Source organism: Neisseria basseii, assembly GCF_962707005.1.
GTDB classification, from domain to species: Bacteria; Pseudomonadota; Gammaproteobacteria; order Burkholderiales; family Neisseriaceae; genus Neisseria; species Neisseria bergeri.
In genome coordinates this window covers 208,290-221,307 of the sequence record NZ_CAUIXH010000001.1, presented here as the reverse complement: position 1 = coordinate 221,307, position 13,018 = coordinate 208,290, and the positions used below count along the sequence as shown (strand labels likewise).

Annotated in this window: 15 protein-coding genes; 5 read left to right on the top strand and 10 right to left on the bottom strand. The window is 52.6% G+C overall.

Features of this window, described 5'->3' with window-relative positions:
* Positions 1-116 precede the first annotated feature (116 nt).
* Positions 117-1,151: a phosphoribosylformylglycinamidine cyclo-ligase gene (gene purM / locus Q9I99_RS01185; RefSeq protein ID WP_301667951.1), complete on the bottom strand. Its 1,035-nt coding sequence runs from the start codon at positions 1,149-1,151 to the stop codon at positions 117-119.
* Positions 1,152-1,299: 148 nt separating this feature from the next.
* Here purM and Q9I99_RS01180 point away from each other — a divergent pair, with 148 nt between their 5' ends.
* Positions 1,300-1,491, top strand: coding sequence for a hypothetical protein (locus tag Q9I99_RS01180; RefSeq protein WP_301667707.1), 192 nt, complete (start codon positions 1,300-1,302; stop codon positions 1,489-1,491).
* Between the two features lie 120 nt (positions 1,492-1,611).
* On the opposite strand, the gene typA is transcribed toward Q9I99_RS01180, so the two are convergent.
* Entirely contained in the window at positions 1,612-3,423 is a 1,812-nt protein-coding gene (gene typA / locus Q9I99_RS01175; protein ID WP_002251812.1) for a translational GTPase TypA, read from the bottom strand.
* A 91-nt stretch (positions 3,424-3,514) separates the two neighbouring features.
* The gene (locus Q9I99_RS01170) at positions 3,515-4,420 is read right to left on the bottom strand and encodes an NAD(P)H-hydrate dehydratase (protein ID WP_301667708.1); all 906 of its coding nucleotides are present in this window, start codon (positions 4,418-4,420) and stop codon (positions 3,515-3,517) included.
* 64 nt (positions 4,421-4,484) lie between these two features.
* Between Q9I99_RS01170 and Q9I99_RS01165 the strand changes: the two genes are divergently transcribed.
* The 4 genes from Q9I99_RS01165 to Q9I99_RS01150 all read left to right on the top strand — a co-directional run bounded on the left by Q9I99_RS01165 (position 4,485) and on the right by Q9I99_RS01150 (position 8,508).
* The gene (locus Q9I99_RS01165) at positions 4,485-5,141 is read left to right on the top strand and encodes a cytochrome b/b6 domain-containing protein (RefSeq protein WP_118814364.1); all 657 of its coding nucleotides are present in this window, start codon (positions 4,485-4,487) and stop codon (positions 5,139-5,141) included.
* A gap of 12 nt (positions 5,142-5,153) precedes the next feature.
* A complete protein-coding gene (locus Q9I99_RS01160; RefSeq protein WP_283255173.1) occupies positions 5,154-5,276 on the top strand; it encodes a hypothetical protein in 123 nt (40 codons plus the stop codon).
* A gap of 92 nt (positions 5,277-5,368) precedes the next feature.
* On the top strand, positions 5,369-7,228 hold the full coding sequence (gene ilvD, locus Q9I99_RS01155; RefSeq protein WP_301667710.1) for a dihydroxy-acid dehydratase: 1,860 nt from the start codon (positions 5,369-5,371) through the stop codon (positions 7,226-7,228).
* 50 nt (positions 7,229-7,278) lie between these two features.
* Positions 7,279-8,508 carry a CapA family protein gene (locus Q9I99_RS01150; protein ID WP_439652317.1) on the top strand — a complete coding sequence of 410 codons (1,230 nt, stop codon included), beginning with the start codon at positions 7,279-7,281 and terminating at the stop codon, positions 8,506-8,508.
* A gap of 157 nt (positions 8,509-8,665) precedes the next feature.
* Here the strand turns inward: Q9I99_RS01150 and Q9I99_RS01145 are convergent, their stop codons facing one another.
* From Q9I99_RS01145 to Q9I99_RS01115, 7 genes are all read right to left on the bottom strand, one after another.
* Positions 8,666-8,941 (bottom strand): paraquat-inducible protein A, encoded by a 276-nt coding sequence (locus Q9I99_RS01145; protein ID WP_301667712.1) that lies wholly within the window; start codon positions 8,939-8,941, stop codon positions 8,666-8,668.
* Positions 8,942-9,041: 100 nt separating this feature from the next.
* Positions 9,042-9,218 carry a hypothetical protein gene (locus Q9I99_RS01140; protein WP_301667713.1) on the bottom strand — a complete coding sequence of 59 codons (177 nt, stop codon included), beginning with the start codon at positions 9,216-9,218 and terminating at the stop codon, positions 9,042-9,044.
* Complete coding sequence (bioB, locus tag Q9I99_RS01135) at positions 9,215-10,267, bottom strand: biotin synthase BioB (RefSeq protein ID WP_301667714.1); 1,053 nt, start codon at positions 10,265-10,267, stop codon at positions 9,215-9,217. Before bioB ends, Q9I99_RS01140 begins: the two co-directional genes overlap by 4 nt.
* Positions 10,268-10,474: 207 nt before the next feature.
* Positions 10,475-11,851, bottom strand: a complete 1,377-nt coding sequence (gene mpl, locus Q9I99_RS01130; RefSeq protein ID WP_301667716.1) for a UDP-N-acetylmuramate:L-alanyl-gamma-D-glutamyl-meso-diaminopimelate ligase — start codon at positions 11,849-11,851, stop codon at positions 10,475-10,477.
* A 61-nt stretch (positions 11,852-11,912) separates the two neighbouring features.
* On the bottom strand, positions 11,913-12,218 hold the full coding sequence (locus Q9I99_RS01125; RefSeq protein WP_107819250.1) for a DUF4124 domain-containing protein: 306 nt from the start codon (positions 12,216-12,218) through the stop codon (positions 11,913-11,915).
* A gap of 11 nt (positions 12,219-12,229) precedes the next feature.
* Positions 12,230-12,583 (bottom strand): hypothetical protein, encoded by a 354-nt coding sequence (locus Q9I99_RS01120; protein ID WP_301667717.1) that lies wholly within the window; start codon positions 12,581-12,583, stop codon positions 12,230-12,232.
* Between the two features lie 234 nt (positions 12,584-12,817).
* Positions 12,818-13,015 (bottom strand): hypothetical protein, encoded by a 198-nt coding sequence (locus tag Q9I99_RS01115; protein WP_301667718.1) that lies wholly within the window; start codon positions 13,013-13,015, stop codon positions 12,818-12,820.
* Positions 13,016-13,018 lie beyond the last annotated feature (3 nt).

The following is a 13,018-nucleotide window of genomic DNA, read 5'->3' as shown; positions in this document are numbered from 1 at the left end:
GATTTTCCCCCCCCCCCCCCGAATATGGCAAGCAAAAAAATGCTAGCATAATGAAAATGCCGTCTGAAACAGGTTCAGACGGCATTAGCTTTCAGACGGCATTTAATGCTTGGAGGTCAGGCAACTTGGGTTTGATGCTCGTTCCCTTGACGCTCTCGGATGCAACCCAAACGGTACACTGTCTCGCCCTGCCCGCTCAGGAATGACTGAACCGCATCGGCATCTTCGGCAGCAACGATGACAACCATACCGATGCCGCAGTTAAAGGTTCGGTACATTTCTTGGGTTTCCACATTGCCCGCCTTTTGAAGCCATTGGAAGAGCTTGGGCAATTCCCACGATTCGGCATCGATTTGTGCAACCGTGTTTTCAGGCAACACGCGCGGCACGTTTTCGGTAATGCCGCCGCCGGTAATGTGCGCCATACCTTTAATGGTAAATTTTTCCAAAGCGGCAAGAATCGGTTTCACATACAGGCGGGTCGGCGCAATAACGGCCTCACGCAAGGTTTTGCCATTATCAAACTCGGCATCCAAATCGGGATTGTCGCGTTCGATGATTTTACGGATAAGGGAATAGCCGTTTGAATGTGCGCCGTTGGAAGCCAAACCCAATACCACATCGCCCGCACCGATGCTGCGGCCGGTAATGACATTCTCTTTTTCCACCACGCCGACGGCAAAACCCGCCAAATCGTATTCACCGACGGGATACATGCCCGGCATTTCGGCAGTTTCCCCGCCAATCAGGGCGCAGCCTGATTCTTCGCAACCTTGGGCAATGCCTTTGATGACATCGGTCGCGCGCGGAACATCCAATTTGCCGCAGGCAAAATAATCCAAGAAAAACAAGGGCTCTGCACCTTGAACCAAAATATCGTTGACACTCATTGCAACAAGGTCGATGCCCACCGTATCGTGTTTGTCCCAATCAAAGGCAAGTTTGAGCTTGGTACCCACGCCGTCCGTACCGCTGACCAATATGGGGTTTTTATATTTCTTGCCGATTTCGACCAATGCGCCAAAACCGCCCAAATCCCCCAATACTTCCGGGCGCATCGTGCGTTTGGCAAAAGGTTTGATGTTTTCGACCAGTTGGTCGCCTGCGTCGATATCGACACCTGCATCGCGGTAACTCAATGAAGTACTCATCATTTTTCCTTGGTAAATGGGGATTGGACGGTAAAATAACGGGGCGTATTCTACCTTATTTCGCGTTTGCAGGTTTGGATTTTTAGACAATATTGTAAACAATATTCTTTGTATGACAGATTTTTTGACAAACCGTGCAAGGATGTTGATGACCCAAGCAAGATCAGGTTCGGTATTTGAAAAATTGTCCGGAAAAACAAGCCCACCGGATTTTGACGGATTGCCCCGTAAAATTAAAAATGCGGCTTTCCCGAAACGGCAACCGTTCCGAGACCGGAAGTACTGGCATCACCCGTCCGCAGATAATCCGGTACAAACTTTTTTATTGTTCATACAATGATTTTATTCAAGAAAATATATGAGCTATCGGACAACCCGTTTCCCGATACCGACCAATAAAATGCCGTCTGAAATTTTTCAGACGGCATCGCGTATCATTTAAACATTAATCCAGTAAACATCAATCCAGCTTTTTAAAGTGGCGGCGGCGTTCCAATTCGCTCAAGTAACGCTTACGCAGACGGATGGATTGCGGTGTGATTTCTACCAGCTCATCATCGTCGATAAACTCGACCGCGCCTTCCAGCGTCAGCTTGATCGGCGTAGTCAGGCGCACGGCTTCGTCAGTGCCGCTGGCGCGGATGTTGGTGAGTTTTTTGCCTTTGAGCGGGTTGACCACCAAATCGTTGTCGCGGCTGTGAATGCCGATAATCATACCTTCGTAGATTTTGTCGTTGGGCGATACGAACATACGGCCGCGGTCTTCCAGATTCCACAAGGCATAAGCAACCGCCTCGCCCTGCTCTTGGGACACCAGCACGCCGTTGTGGCGGCCGGGCATATCGGGTTTGACGGGCGCGTAGTCGTCGAACACGTGGCTCATCAAGCCGACACCGCGCGTCAGGGTCATAAATTCGCCTTGAAAACCGATTAAGCCGCGCGCGGGAATATGGTACTCGAGGCGGGTGCGGCCGTTGCCGTCACTTTCCATATTGGTCAGCTCGCCACGGCGGCGGCCGAGTTCTTCCATTACCGCACCTTGGTTGTCGTCGGGTACGTCTACGGTCAGGTTTTCATAAGGTTCGCATTTTTGACCGTCGATGTCGCGGTACACGACGCGCGGTTTGCCGACGGCGAGTTCGTAGCCTTCGCGGCGCATATTTTCCAACAAAATGGTCAGGTGCAGCTCGCCGCGTCCGGATACGCGGAACACGTCGGCATCGGCGGTATCTTCCACGCGCAGGGCGACGTTGGTCAGCAATTCTTTTTGCAGGCGGTCGCGGATTTGGCGGCTGGTTACGAATTTGCCTTCGGTACCCGCCAACGGGCTGGTGTTGACCATAAAGTCCATCGTCAGCGTCGGTTCGTCCACGCTCAACATCGGCAGGCCTTTGGGGTTGTCTTTGTCGGTGATGGTTACGCCGATACCGATATCTTCGATACCAGAAATAATCACGATGTCGCCGGCTTCGGCTTCTTCAAGCGGCACGCGTTCCAAACCTTTGAAACCTAAAAGCTGGTTGATGCGGCCTTGGGCGATTTGCTGCTCGTGGTTCATCACGGCAACAACTTGACCGGGCTTGATACGTCCGTTCAGGATGCGTCCGATGCCGAGGCGGCCGGTGTAGTTGTCGTAGTCGAGTTGGGAAATTTGCAGTTGCAGAGGCTCGTCCGCGCTGCCGCTCGGTGCAGGCGTGTGTTTTAAGATAGTATCGAACAGCGGACGCATGTCGCTGCTCTCGTCGGTTTCTTCCAATTTGGCGAAACCGCTCAACCCTGAAGCGTAAACAATCGGGAAATCCAACTGCTCGTCGGTCGCGCCCAAGTTGTCGAACAGCTCGAAAGTTTGGTCGATAACCCAGCTCGGACGGGCGGACGGTTTGTCGATTTTATTGATGACTACAATCGGTTTCAGCCCCAAAGCCAAGGCTTTTTTGGTCACGAAACGGGTTTGCGGCATCGGGCCTTCCTGTGCGTCCACCAACAAGACGACGCAGTCCACCATCCCCAAAACGCGCTCCACTTCGCCGCCGAAGTCGGCGTGTCCCGGCGTGTCGACGATATTGATGTGGTAGCCTTCGTAATCGATGGCGGTGTTTTTGGCGAGGATGGTAATGCCGCGTTCTTTTTCAAGGTCGTTGCTGTCCATCACGCGCTCGTCAACCTGCTGGTTGGCGCGGAATGTGCCGGATTGGCGCAGCAGTTGGTCGACCAATGTGGTTTTGCCGTGGTCGACGTGGGCGATAATGGCGATGTTGCGAATTTGTTTCATGGTTAATATTTTTCAAAATCTAGAAAAGATAACTGCACATTGTACCATGATTTATTGAATGCCATTCAGAAAATGGCAGTGCTGTCACCTTTCAGACGGCATTCTCATGCAGACTGGCCGTTATATCGTTTCTCAGCCACCTTGCTGCCGGGGCGATTTCCCCTGCCAACAATCCGGCCTTGATGCCCGCCGATTCCATCATGACATCTGCCGCCACACCGTGCAGCCAAACGCCGGCACACGCTGCTTCAAACAGTTTCAAGCCTTGCGCAAGCAAACTTCCGACCATACCGCCCAACACATCTCCGCTTCCCGCCGTAGCCAGCCCGGCATTACCGCTATGGTTGACATAGATTTCCGTATCCGGTGCGGCAACCAGTGTTTTGTGCCCCTTTAAAACCACGGTTGCGCCAAAAATTTCCCCTATCTTCCTTACTGCCGCCGTCCGATCCGCTTGAACCTGTACAACTGTCGTTCCAAGCAGGCGAGCCGCTTCGGCAGGGTGAGGCGTTAAAATCAGGTTTCTACACGCCCGCGCCATGCTTCGGATTTCAGCATTGACTGATAATATATTCAACGCATCCGCATCCAAAAGCATCTGGCTGTCCACATGTTCCGTCAGAATTCTGGCAAGCGTTCCGACCGCCGCCCTACCTGTACCCAATCCACAACCGACAACCCAGGCGTTTATATCTTGACGTTTGGCCAAACCGTCTGCCGTGTCCAACATAATTTCGGGAAAACCGGCAATGACGGCGAAAGGCAGCGTTTCCTGATTGAAACCCGCCCACACTTTTCCGCAGCCGAGATACATTGCCGCCGATGCCGCCAAAATGGGCGCGCCGCTCATCCCTGCCGCGCCGCCGACTACGGCGAGCGTACCGAAAGTCCCTTTGTGCGAATCTTCCGCACGGGCTTTGAAAACATGGGGAAAACGCAATGCCGTCTGAAGCATCCGGCGGCGGCTTTCGCCTGAAAGATGAAAAACGGGAAACATTGCCCCTCCAATCGGTTAAAATTAAGGCTCGAAAACAAACCGATTCTACTGCCGGAAACCGATTATGAAAAACAAAACCAAAGTCTGGGACTTCCCCACCCGCCTTTTCCACTGGCTGCTTGCCACGTCCCTGCCCTTTATGTGGTATAGCGCGAAAGCCGGCGGCGATATGCTGCAATGGCACACGCGCGTCGGGCTGCTCGTCCTTTTCCTGCTCGTCTTCCGCCTCTGCTGGGGCATTTGGGGCAGCGATACCGCCCGTTTTTCCCGTTTCGTCCAAGGCTGGGCAGGCATACGCGGCTATCTGAAAAACGGTATTCCCGAACACATCCAGCCCGGACACAACCCCTTGGGCGCACTGATGGTCGTCGCGCTTCTGGCCGCCGTGTCGTTCCAAGTCGGCACCGGGCTTTTTGCCGCCGATGAAAACACCTTCAGCACCAACGGCTACCTCAACCATTTGGTTTCCGAACATACGGGCAGCCTTATGCGGAAAATCCACCTCAACTTTTTCAAGCTGCTCGCCGTTTTTTCCGCAGTCCACATCGCTGCTGTCGCCGCATACCGCGTGTTCAAAAAGAAAAACCTCGTCCTCCCGATGATAACCGGCTTCAAATACATCGAAGGCAAAACCTCAATCCGCTTTGCCGGCAAAGCCGCGCTTGCCGCCGCATTATCGGTTGCCGCGCTTGCCGCAGCCGCCATCCTGCTCCTGTCCTGAAACCCGACATCAATGCCGTCTGAAGCCCTTTTCTGCCTTTCAGACGGCATTCCGAACATTGCCGCTTCAAAAATACCATTGCACAGAATATCCCACCATTCCGCAACTTCCACACAATACCGATACTTGGTATAAAATACTTTCTTTTTTCCAGCTCTCTAACACAGTACAAAATGTCATCTGAAACCCTTCGCTTTTCAGACGGCATGAAAACAAGGAAACACACCATGCCAGAATACCGCTCCAAAACCTCCACCCACGGCCGCAATATGGCAGGCGCACGCGCATTGTGGCGTGCGACCGGCGTAATGGAAACCGACTTCGGCAAACCGATCATCGCCGTTGCCAACTCCTTCACCCAATTCGTTCCCGGCCATGTCCACTTGCACAATATGGGTCAACTGGTTGCCCGCGAAATTGAAAAAGCCGGCGCAATCGCCAAAGAATTCAACACCATCGCCATCGACGACGGCATCGCCATGGGACACAGCGGCATGCTGTACTCCCTGCCCAGCCGCGATTTGATTGCCGACTCCATCGAATACATGGTCAACGCCCACTGCGCCGACGCGCTGGTGTGCATTTCCAACTGCGACAAAATCACCCCCGGGATGCTGATTGCCGCCATGCGATTGAACATCCCGACTATCTTCGTTTCCGGCGGCCCGATGGAAGCAGGCAAAGTCATCGGCGTGGCCAACATCCAGCCCGAACGCCGCTTGGACTTGATTGACGCCATGATTGAATCGGCGGACGACAATGTCAGCAACCAGCAAGTCGAAGAAGTCGAGCAAAATGCCTGTCCGACCTGCGGCTCATGTTCGGGTATGTTTACGGCAAACTCGATGAACTGCCTGACCGAAGCACTCGGCCTTTCCCTGCCGGGCAACGGTTCTTATCTGGCTACCCACGCAGGTCGTAAAGAATTGTTTCTCGAAGCAGGACGTATGATTGTCGAAATCACCAAACGCTATTACGAGCAAGACGACGAAACCGTGCTGCCGCGCAGCATTGCCACCAAAAAAGCGTTTGAAAACGCCATGACCATGGACATCGCCATGGGCGGCTCTACCAATACCATTTTGCACCTGTTGGCTGTTGCCAACGAAGCCGGTGTCGATTTCAAAATGGCCGACATCGACCGCCTGAGCCGCGTTGTACCTTGCATCTGCAAAACCGCGCCAAACAATCACGACTACTACATGGAAGACGTACACCGCGCAGGCGGCATTTTCGCCATCCTGAAAGAACTGGACAAAGCAGGCAAACTGCACACCGACGTGTACACCATCCACGCGCCGACGCTGAAAGACGCGATTGAAAAATGGGACGTGACCAACCCTGAAAACACCCATGCCATCGAGCGTTTCAAAGCCGCGCCCGGCGGCGTACGCACTACCCAAGCATTCTCGCAAAACCGTATGTGGAAAACCCTCGACCTCGACCGCGAAAAAGGCTGCATCCGCGACGTGGCACACGCCTACTCGCAAGACGGCGGCTTGGCGGTCTTGTTCGGCAACATCGCCGAACGCGGCTGCGTGGTAAAAACCGCAGGCGTGGACGAGAGCATCCTCAAATTTACCGGCCGCGCCCGCGTGTTTGAAAGCCAAGAAGACGCAGTAGAAGGCATTTTGGGCAACCAAATCGTCGCCGGCGACATCGTCATCATCCGCTACGAAGGCCCTAAAGGCGGTCCGGGCATGCAAGAAATGCTGTACCCGACTTCTTACCTGAAATCCAAAGGTTTGGGCAAAGCCTGCGCCCTTCTGACCGACGGACGCTTCTCCGGCGGCACATCAGGTCTGTCCATCGGCCACGCGTCGCCCGAGGCGGCGGAAGGCGGCGCCATCGGCTTGGTACATGAAGGCGATACGATTGAAATCGACATCCCTAACCGCAGCATCAACCTGAAAGTGTCCGACGAGGAACTCGCAAAACGCCGCGCCGAAATGGAAGCACGCGGCAGCAAAGCGTGGAAGCCGGAAAACCGCGACCGCTACGTCTCCGCCGCATTAAGGGCTTACGGCGCGATGGCGACTTCCGCCGACAAAGGTGCGGTGCGCGACGTATCGCAAATCGAAAGATAAGCCCTTCCGAAATGCGCGGCAAATGCCGTCTGAACAGTAAAGGTCTGATGATGGACAAATTTATCTGGGCAATGGCGGTATTTTCCGCAATTTTGGCCCTCGTTATCGGCAGCGGCTTTACCGCGCTCGAATATGTGAAAGAGCCGCCGCCCGCCCCTTATGCCGCTTCCGCGCCGCAAACCGCCGGGGTCAAGCCCTCGGCGCATCCTGCCGGAACGGAATCCCCCGTACTGCCGGTTGACGGTTCAAACCCCGCGCCCGTTTCAAACACCGGCAATGCGGACGGACAGGATACGCCTGACGGAAAGGCAGCCGATACCGTTTCCATCATCGGGGTCGGCGACATTATGCTCGGCAGCAATTATCCGGTCGATTACCTGCCCAACACCAATATTCTGAAAAACGTCGAATCCGTCTTGCAAGACGCGGACATTACCGTCGGCAACCTTGAAGGCACGCTGTTTGACGAAGGCGGTACGCCGAAGAAATGTACAAATCCGAACATCTGCTACGTTTTCCGCACGCCCTCCGCCTACGGGCAATACCTTGCCGACGCGGGATTCGACTACCTCAGCCTCGCCAACAACCACAGCAACGACTTCGGCACGCAAGGCATCACGGCAACGGCAGGCAACCTTGACGAATTGAACATCAAATATTCGGGCATCGAAAACAGGTTTGAAACCGCCATCCTGAAGAAAAACGGCGTGAGATACGGCTTCGTCTCCTTCGCCCCCAACCTTGCCGCCGTCAAACTGAACGATTATGCCAAAGTCAGAAAACTGATTCGGAAAACCAAGCAAAAAGCCGACATCGTCATTGTGATGTTTCATGGCGGCGTGGAAGGGAAACAGGCGGAACACCTGCCGTTCGATACCGAAATATTCTATGGAGAAAACAGGGGCAACGTCGTTGAGTTTGCAAGGCTGGCCGTTGATTCCGGCGCGGATGTCGTATTCGGGCAGGGTCCGCATGTCACACGTGCCATCGAACTTTACCGCGACCGCTTCATCTCCTACAGCGGCGGCAACTTTGCCACCTACGGCGCAATCAACACCTCCGGCATCAGCGGCATCGCCCCCATTTTCAAAATCATCACCGACAAACAGGGGCGGTTCGTTTCCGGCAACATTATCCCCATCACTCAAGCTGGCGACAAAATTCCCAAAATCGACCCTGAAAAAACCGTTATTGAGCGGATTATTTATCTGAACCACAGCGACTTCCCCAACGGGAACGGACTGGATGTCTCGCCCGACGGCAGCATCACGCGTCGGTAAAAGATATTCAAAATAATGTCTGAAAGAAAATGCCGTCTGAACAAATACCGTCCGAACCTTTCTGGGTTTCAGACGGCATTTAAGTTTCAGACGGCATTTTTGCAACCATCAATAATCCACTTTAATCCGTGGGGCTTTTTCCGCTCCGCCCGCCCCGCTACAAGAATGAAACAACAATTTTAGCAATACAGATATACGGTAAAAACCTCAACCAACGGTCTGTCCGACAGAAAAACCATATAAATGCCAATACGAAGCATACAGCCCATACGCCCCAAGATGTTTCCGACAGCAGCATATGGATAGTTTTACCGTCGGTAATCAGCAGCAGGAGCGTAAACGGCAACGACATCAATAAAGTCCCCCATCGGTTTTTGACAAAGGGGAGGCGTTCGTCAAGAAACATCAGAAAGTCGATAATTTTTTCCGGCATAACCTGTCAAATTCCCATAAGCTCCATCTCTAAAGCCGACCGCCAATCCAATGCGGCGGCAGCGATACAAACACGATAGTGCCTGTCTTTTACTATCGTTTCAATCCATTTTTCGATCTTCCGGCTCGAACTGCAAGGGATACAGGTCGGGCTTTTCCAAATGCCGTCTGAAGCTCGTCAGGATTCTTTGGAAATACCGTGAACAAATGCCGTCTGAAAGCCTTTTTTCAGGTTTCAGACGGCATTCAAGTTTCAGACGGCATTTTTCAATCGTCAATAATCCACTTTAATCCCAGAGGCTTTTTCCACTTCGGCGACCTCGCCTTCCAGCTCAAACTGTAAGGGATACAGGTTAAGCTTTTCCATCAGGATTCTATCGCCGTCCTCATCAGGATTGCCTGTGGTCAACAGCTTGTCGCCGTAAAAAATCGAGTTTGCGCCCGCCATAAAGCACATCGCCTGCATTGCTTCAGGCATATTGCTGCGCCCTGCCGAGAGGCGGACATAACTTTGCGGCATGGTAATCCGCGCTACGGCAATCGTACGGACAAATTCCGTCCAGTCCAAATCTTCGGCATCAGCCAGCGGCGTGCCTTCCACTTTAACCAACTGATTAATCGGCACGCTTTCGGGCTGCGGGTCGAGATTGGCTAGACTAGCAATCAGTCCTGCACGCTCGGCACGAGTTTCGTTCATACCGACGATGCCGCCGCAGCAGATTTTCAAACCGGCGTTGCGGACTTTGCCCAAGGTATCCATACGGTCTTCGTGTTTACGGGTATGGATGATGTCGTTATAGCGTTCCGGATCGGTATCAAGGTTATGGTTGTAATAATCCAAGCCTGCCTCTTTAAAGTCTTCCGCCATGCCGTCTTCGAGCATACCGAAGGTACCGCAGGTTTCCATGCCCAATCCCTTGACGGCTTTGATGATTGCGGAAACCGTTTCCACGTCTTTAGGTTTGGGGCCGCGCCATGCCGCACCCATGCAGAAACGGCTGGCACCGCGCGATTTGGCAATTTTGGCTTTTTCGACGATTTCATCCACATCCATCATCTGCTCTTTGCCCAGATTGGTATTGTGGTGCGCCGATTGCGGACAGTAGGCGCAATCTTCGGGACAGCCGCCGGTTTTGATCGACAACAGCGTGGAAAGCTGGATTTCGCGCGGGTTGAAATTTTGGCGGTGGACTTCTGCCGCCTGATAGACGAGTTCTAAAAACGGCAGTCCGAAAAGTGCCTCGACATCGCATTTTTTCCAATAGCGCGCGGTGGGATGAGGCTTTCGCTCGGTCTTACGGCGCAAGGCGACGGGGGATACGGTCATAATGTGTTCTTTCGTATTTACAGCGGCGCAATGACGCTGACAGGCAAACCGCCGGCGCAATGACGGCGGTTGCGGGTAATCAAATGGCTGAAAACAGCGGCGGCAAGTGTAACGCGTTTGAAAATACGGGGCAAACGGTTTTTCCGCCTTTGTGCCGCCGCAGCCGGGCAATGCCGTCTGAAGGGCTTTCAGACGGCATTGCCCGGGCTATCTCAAAGCGTCCAGCAGTTTGGTGTGTATTCCGCCGAAACCGCCGTTGCTCATCACCAAAATATGGTCGCCGGTTCGGGCGTTTTTCACAATTTCGGCAACGAAGGCATCGAAATCCTTGCCGACGTGCAGCCTGCCGCCCAAAGGCTCGAGGGCTTCGGCAACGTCCCAGTTCACGCCGCCGGAGTAGCAGAACACTTGGTCGGCACCTTTGAGACTTTCGGGTAAGGCGGCTTTCATGGTACCGAGTTTCATGGTGTTGGAACGCGGCTCGAGGACGGCAAGGATGCGGGCGTTCCCGACGCGCTGACGCAGGCCTTCGATGGTGGTTTCGATGGCAGTCGGATGGTGGGCGAAGTCGTCGTAAACAGTGATGCCGTTTACCGTGCCTTTGATTTCCATACGGCGTTTGACGTTTTTAAACGCGCCCAAGGCTTCGCAGGCCGTCTGAACGCCGACTCCGGCATGACGTGCGGCGGCAATGACGGCGAGCGCGTTCATGCGATTGTGTCCGCCCATCAGTTCCCAAGCGACATGTCCGACCGTTTCGCTGTGATGGCATACGTCAAACGAGCCGTCGACATTGACCTCGCCGACCTGCCAGCCGTGTTCGGTGCCGAATTTTTCCACCGGTGTCCAGCAGCCTTTGTCTAAAGTGTCTTGCAGGCTTTGCTGCTGTCCGTTGCAGACGATTAAGCCTTCAGACGGCACGGTGCGCACGAGGTGGTGGAACTGGGTCTGTATCGCGCCCAAGTCGGCAAAAATGTCGGCGTGGTCGAATTCCAAATTGTTCAACACGGCGGTACGCGGACGGTAATGCACGAATTTGGAGCGTTTGTCGAAAAAGGCGGTGTCGTATTCGTCGGCTTCGATAACGAAAAACGGCGATTGGCTGCCCGGGTCTTGGCGCGGCGTTTGCGGCAGGCGGGCGGAAACGCCGAAATTTTCCGGGATGCCGCCGATGAGGAAGCCCGGCGCGAGTCCGGCATATTCCAAAACCCACGCGAGCATAGACGCAGTGGTCGTTTTGCCGTGCGTCCCGGCAACGGCAAGCACCCAGCGGCTGTGCAGCACGTTTTCAGCCAGCCATTGCGGGCCGGAAATATAAGGCAGACCTCGGTTCAAAATGGCTTCGACCACATCCGTCCCGCGCTTGGCAACATTGCCGATAACGTAAATATCGGCTTGAAATTCGTCCAACTGCGCCGCATCGAAGCCTTCGTGTACGCCTATGCCCAAGGCTTCGAGCTGGGTGCTCATCGGCGGATACATCTTCGCGTCGCAACCACTGACTTTGAACCCCGCTTCTTTGGCAATAGCGGCAATCCCGCCCATAAACGTGCCGCCGATACCGATAATGTGGATGTGTTTCATCAGAGTTCCCTAATCGTTCAAATTCTATTGTTCAACACCGTCATGGCTGATTCGGTTTCAATCAATGCGTCTTTGCACCGGTATTCGAAGCATCCTTATGCGTATTCTCTTTCGGATTTTGGACGTGTTCGTCCTTCCTCATATCCAAATTGTCATCAGCCCCTGTGTTTTCCGCCCTGTCTTTTACTGCCGGCCTAACCGAACTGTATACCTGATCACGCCCCAAACCCCTATTGGTACAATGTTTTCCCGGAGTTTGGCTGTAACTGGTTTTACCATTATGGCGACACTCGTAAACATTTGCCGAAAATACGGTCTGAACCGCTGCAACAAGCAAGATACTTCCAATCATTTTAGATACGCGCATATTAAACTCCTTTATTGTTCTTCTTCAAAAAAAGGAATGTATTTCAATAGAACTTCATCTAATTCTTTCATTCCCTGCTCATAATTGAATGGGTATTCCCAATCATCTCCTACTTTGATTTCAGAAATGTCTTTAAACTTCCGCTTAAGAGCGGATACTTTGTCCATATCGTCATCAATTTCCTGTTTGCCAAATGGTATTTTTCGCTTTTCTAATATCTCATCATAATAACAAGATAAATTAAGCAATAGCCCCCAAGCACTATTTGCGATTACGACTAATCTATGTTTTTCTCTGGTTAAGTAATCTGCGCCACTATCATAGATTACTCTTGTCGGATCATAAAAAAATTCGCAATTTTTCATAGTGTCCTCACACTTTAACCAATTCACAAATTTATACCCACCGCTCATAAAACTAGCATTACATATTACAGATACCCAATAACGCCGTAAATCTTCCGTATTTACCAACAAACAATCTATTTGGTTAATAGCTGTTTTGTTTTCTAGTAAACTTTAACCCGTGGATTTCACAAACTTTTTTACCAAATTCTTTATTTGTTAAGATTCCATTAACCCAATTTTGAGCAATATCTATCAAAACCATTTCCACCATATCCAAAACAAAACCGCCGCCGCCACGGCATTAGACAATAAGATGAGTTTCCACTGCCCATCCTTCCGCAATGCCGCCTTCTTGGGCTTCAAAACGCCGCCATAAAAAAACGGCGATAGCAGCATAGAAGCGATACATAAGAAAATCAATACGCCGTAATAAATTTTTTCAGACGGCATTTC

Excerpts from the sequence above, each read along its gene's own strand:
- Q9I99_RS01120 (WP_301667717.1), bottom strand. The coding sequence starts at position 12,583 with ATGAAAAATTGCGAATTTTTTTATGATCCGACAAGAGTAATCTATGAT.
- ilvD (WP_301667710.1), top strand. The coding sequence starts at position 5,369 with ATGCCAGAATACCGCTCCAAAACCTCCACCCACGGCCGCAATATGGCA.
- Q9I99_RS01150 (WP_439652317.1), top strand. The coding sequence starts at position 7,279 with ATGGACAAATTTATCTGGGCAATGGCGGTATTTTCCGCAATTTTGGCC.
- Q9I99_RS01160 (WP_283255173.1), top strand. The coding sequence starts at position 5,154 with ATGCCGTCTGAAGCCCTTTTCTGCCTTTCAGACGGCATTCCGAACATT.
- Q9I99_RS01180 (WP_301667707.1), top strand. The coding sequence starts at position 1,300 with ATGACCCAAGCAAGATCAGGTTCGGTATTTGAAAAATTGTCCGGAAAA.
- Q9I99_RS01125 (WP_107819250.1), bottom strand. The coding sequence starts at position 12,218 with ATGCGCGTATCTAAAATGATTGGAAGTATCTTGCTTGTTGCAGCGGTT.
- purM (WP_301667951.1), bottom strand. The coding sequence starts at position 1,151 with ATGAGTACTTCATTGAGTTACCGCGATGCAGGTGTCGATATCGACGCA.
- Q9I99_RS01165 (WP_118814364.1), top strand. The coding sequence starts at position 4,485 with ATGAAAAACAAAACCAAAGTCTGGGACTTCCCCACCCGCCTTTTCCAC.
- Q9I99_RS01145 (WP_301667712.1), bottom strand. The coding sequence starts at position 8,941 with ATGCCGGAAAAAATTATCGACTTTCTGATGTTTCTTGACGAACGCCTC.
- mpl (WP_301667716.1), bottom strand. The coding sequence starts at position 11,851 with ATGAAACACATCCACATTATCGGTATCGGCGGCACGTTTATGGGCGGG.
- Q9I99_RS01170 (WP_301667708.1), bottom strand. The coding sequence starts at position 4,420 with ATGTTTCCCGTTTTTCATCTTTCAGGCGAAAGCCGCCGCCGGATGCTT.
- Q9I99_RS01115 (WP_301667718.1), bottom strand. The coding sequence starts at position 13,015 with ATGCCGTCTGAAAAAATTTATTACGGCGTATTGATTTTCTTATGTATC.
- bioB (WP_301667714.1), bottom strand. The coding sequence starts at position 10,267 with ATGACCGTATCCCCCGTCGCCTTGCGCCGTAAGACCGAGCGAAAGCCT.
- typA (WP_002251812.1), bottom strand. The coding sequence starts at position 3,423 with ATGAAACAAATTCGCAACATCGCCATTATCGCCCACGTCGACCACGGC.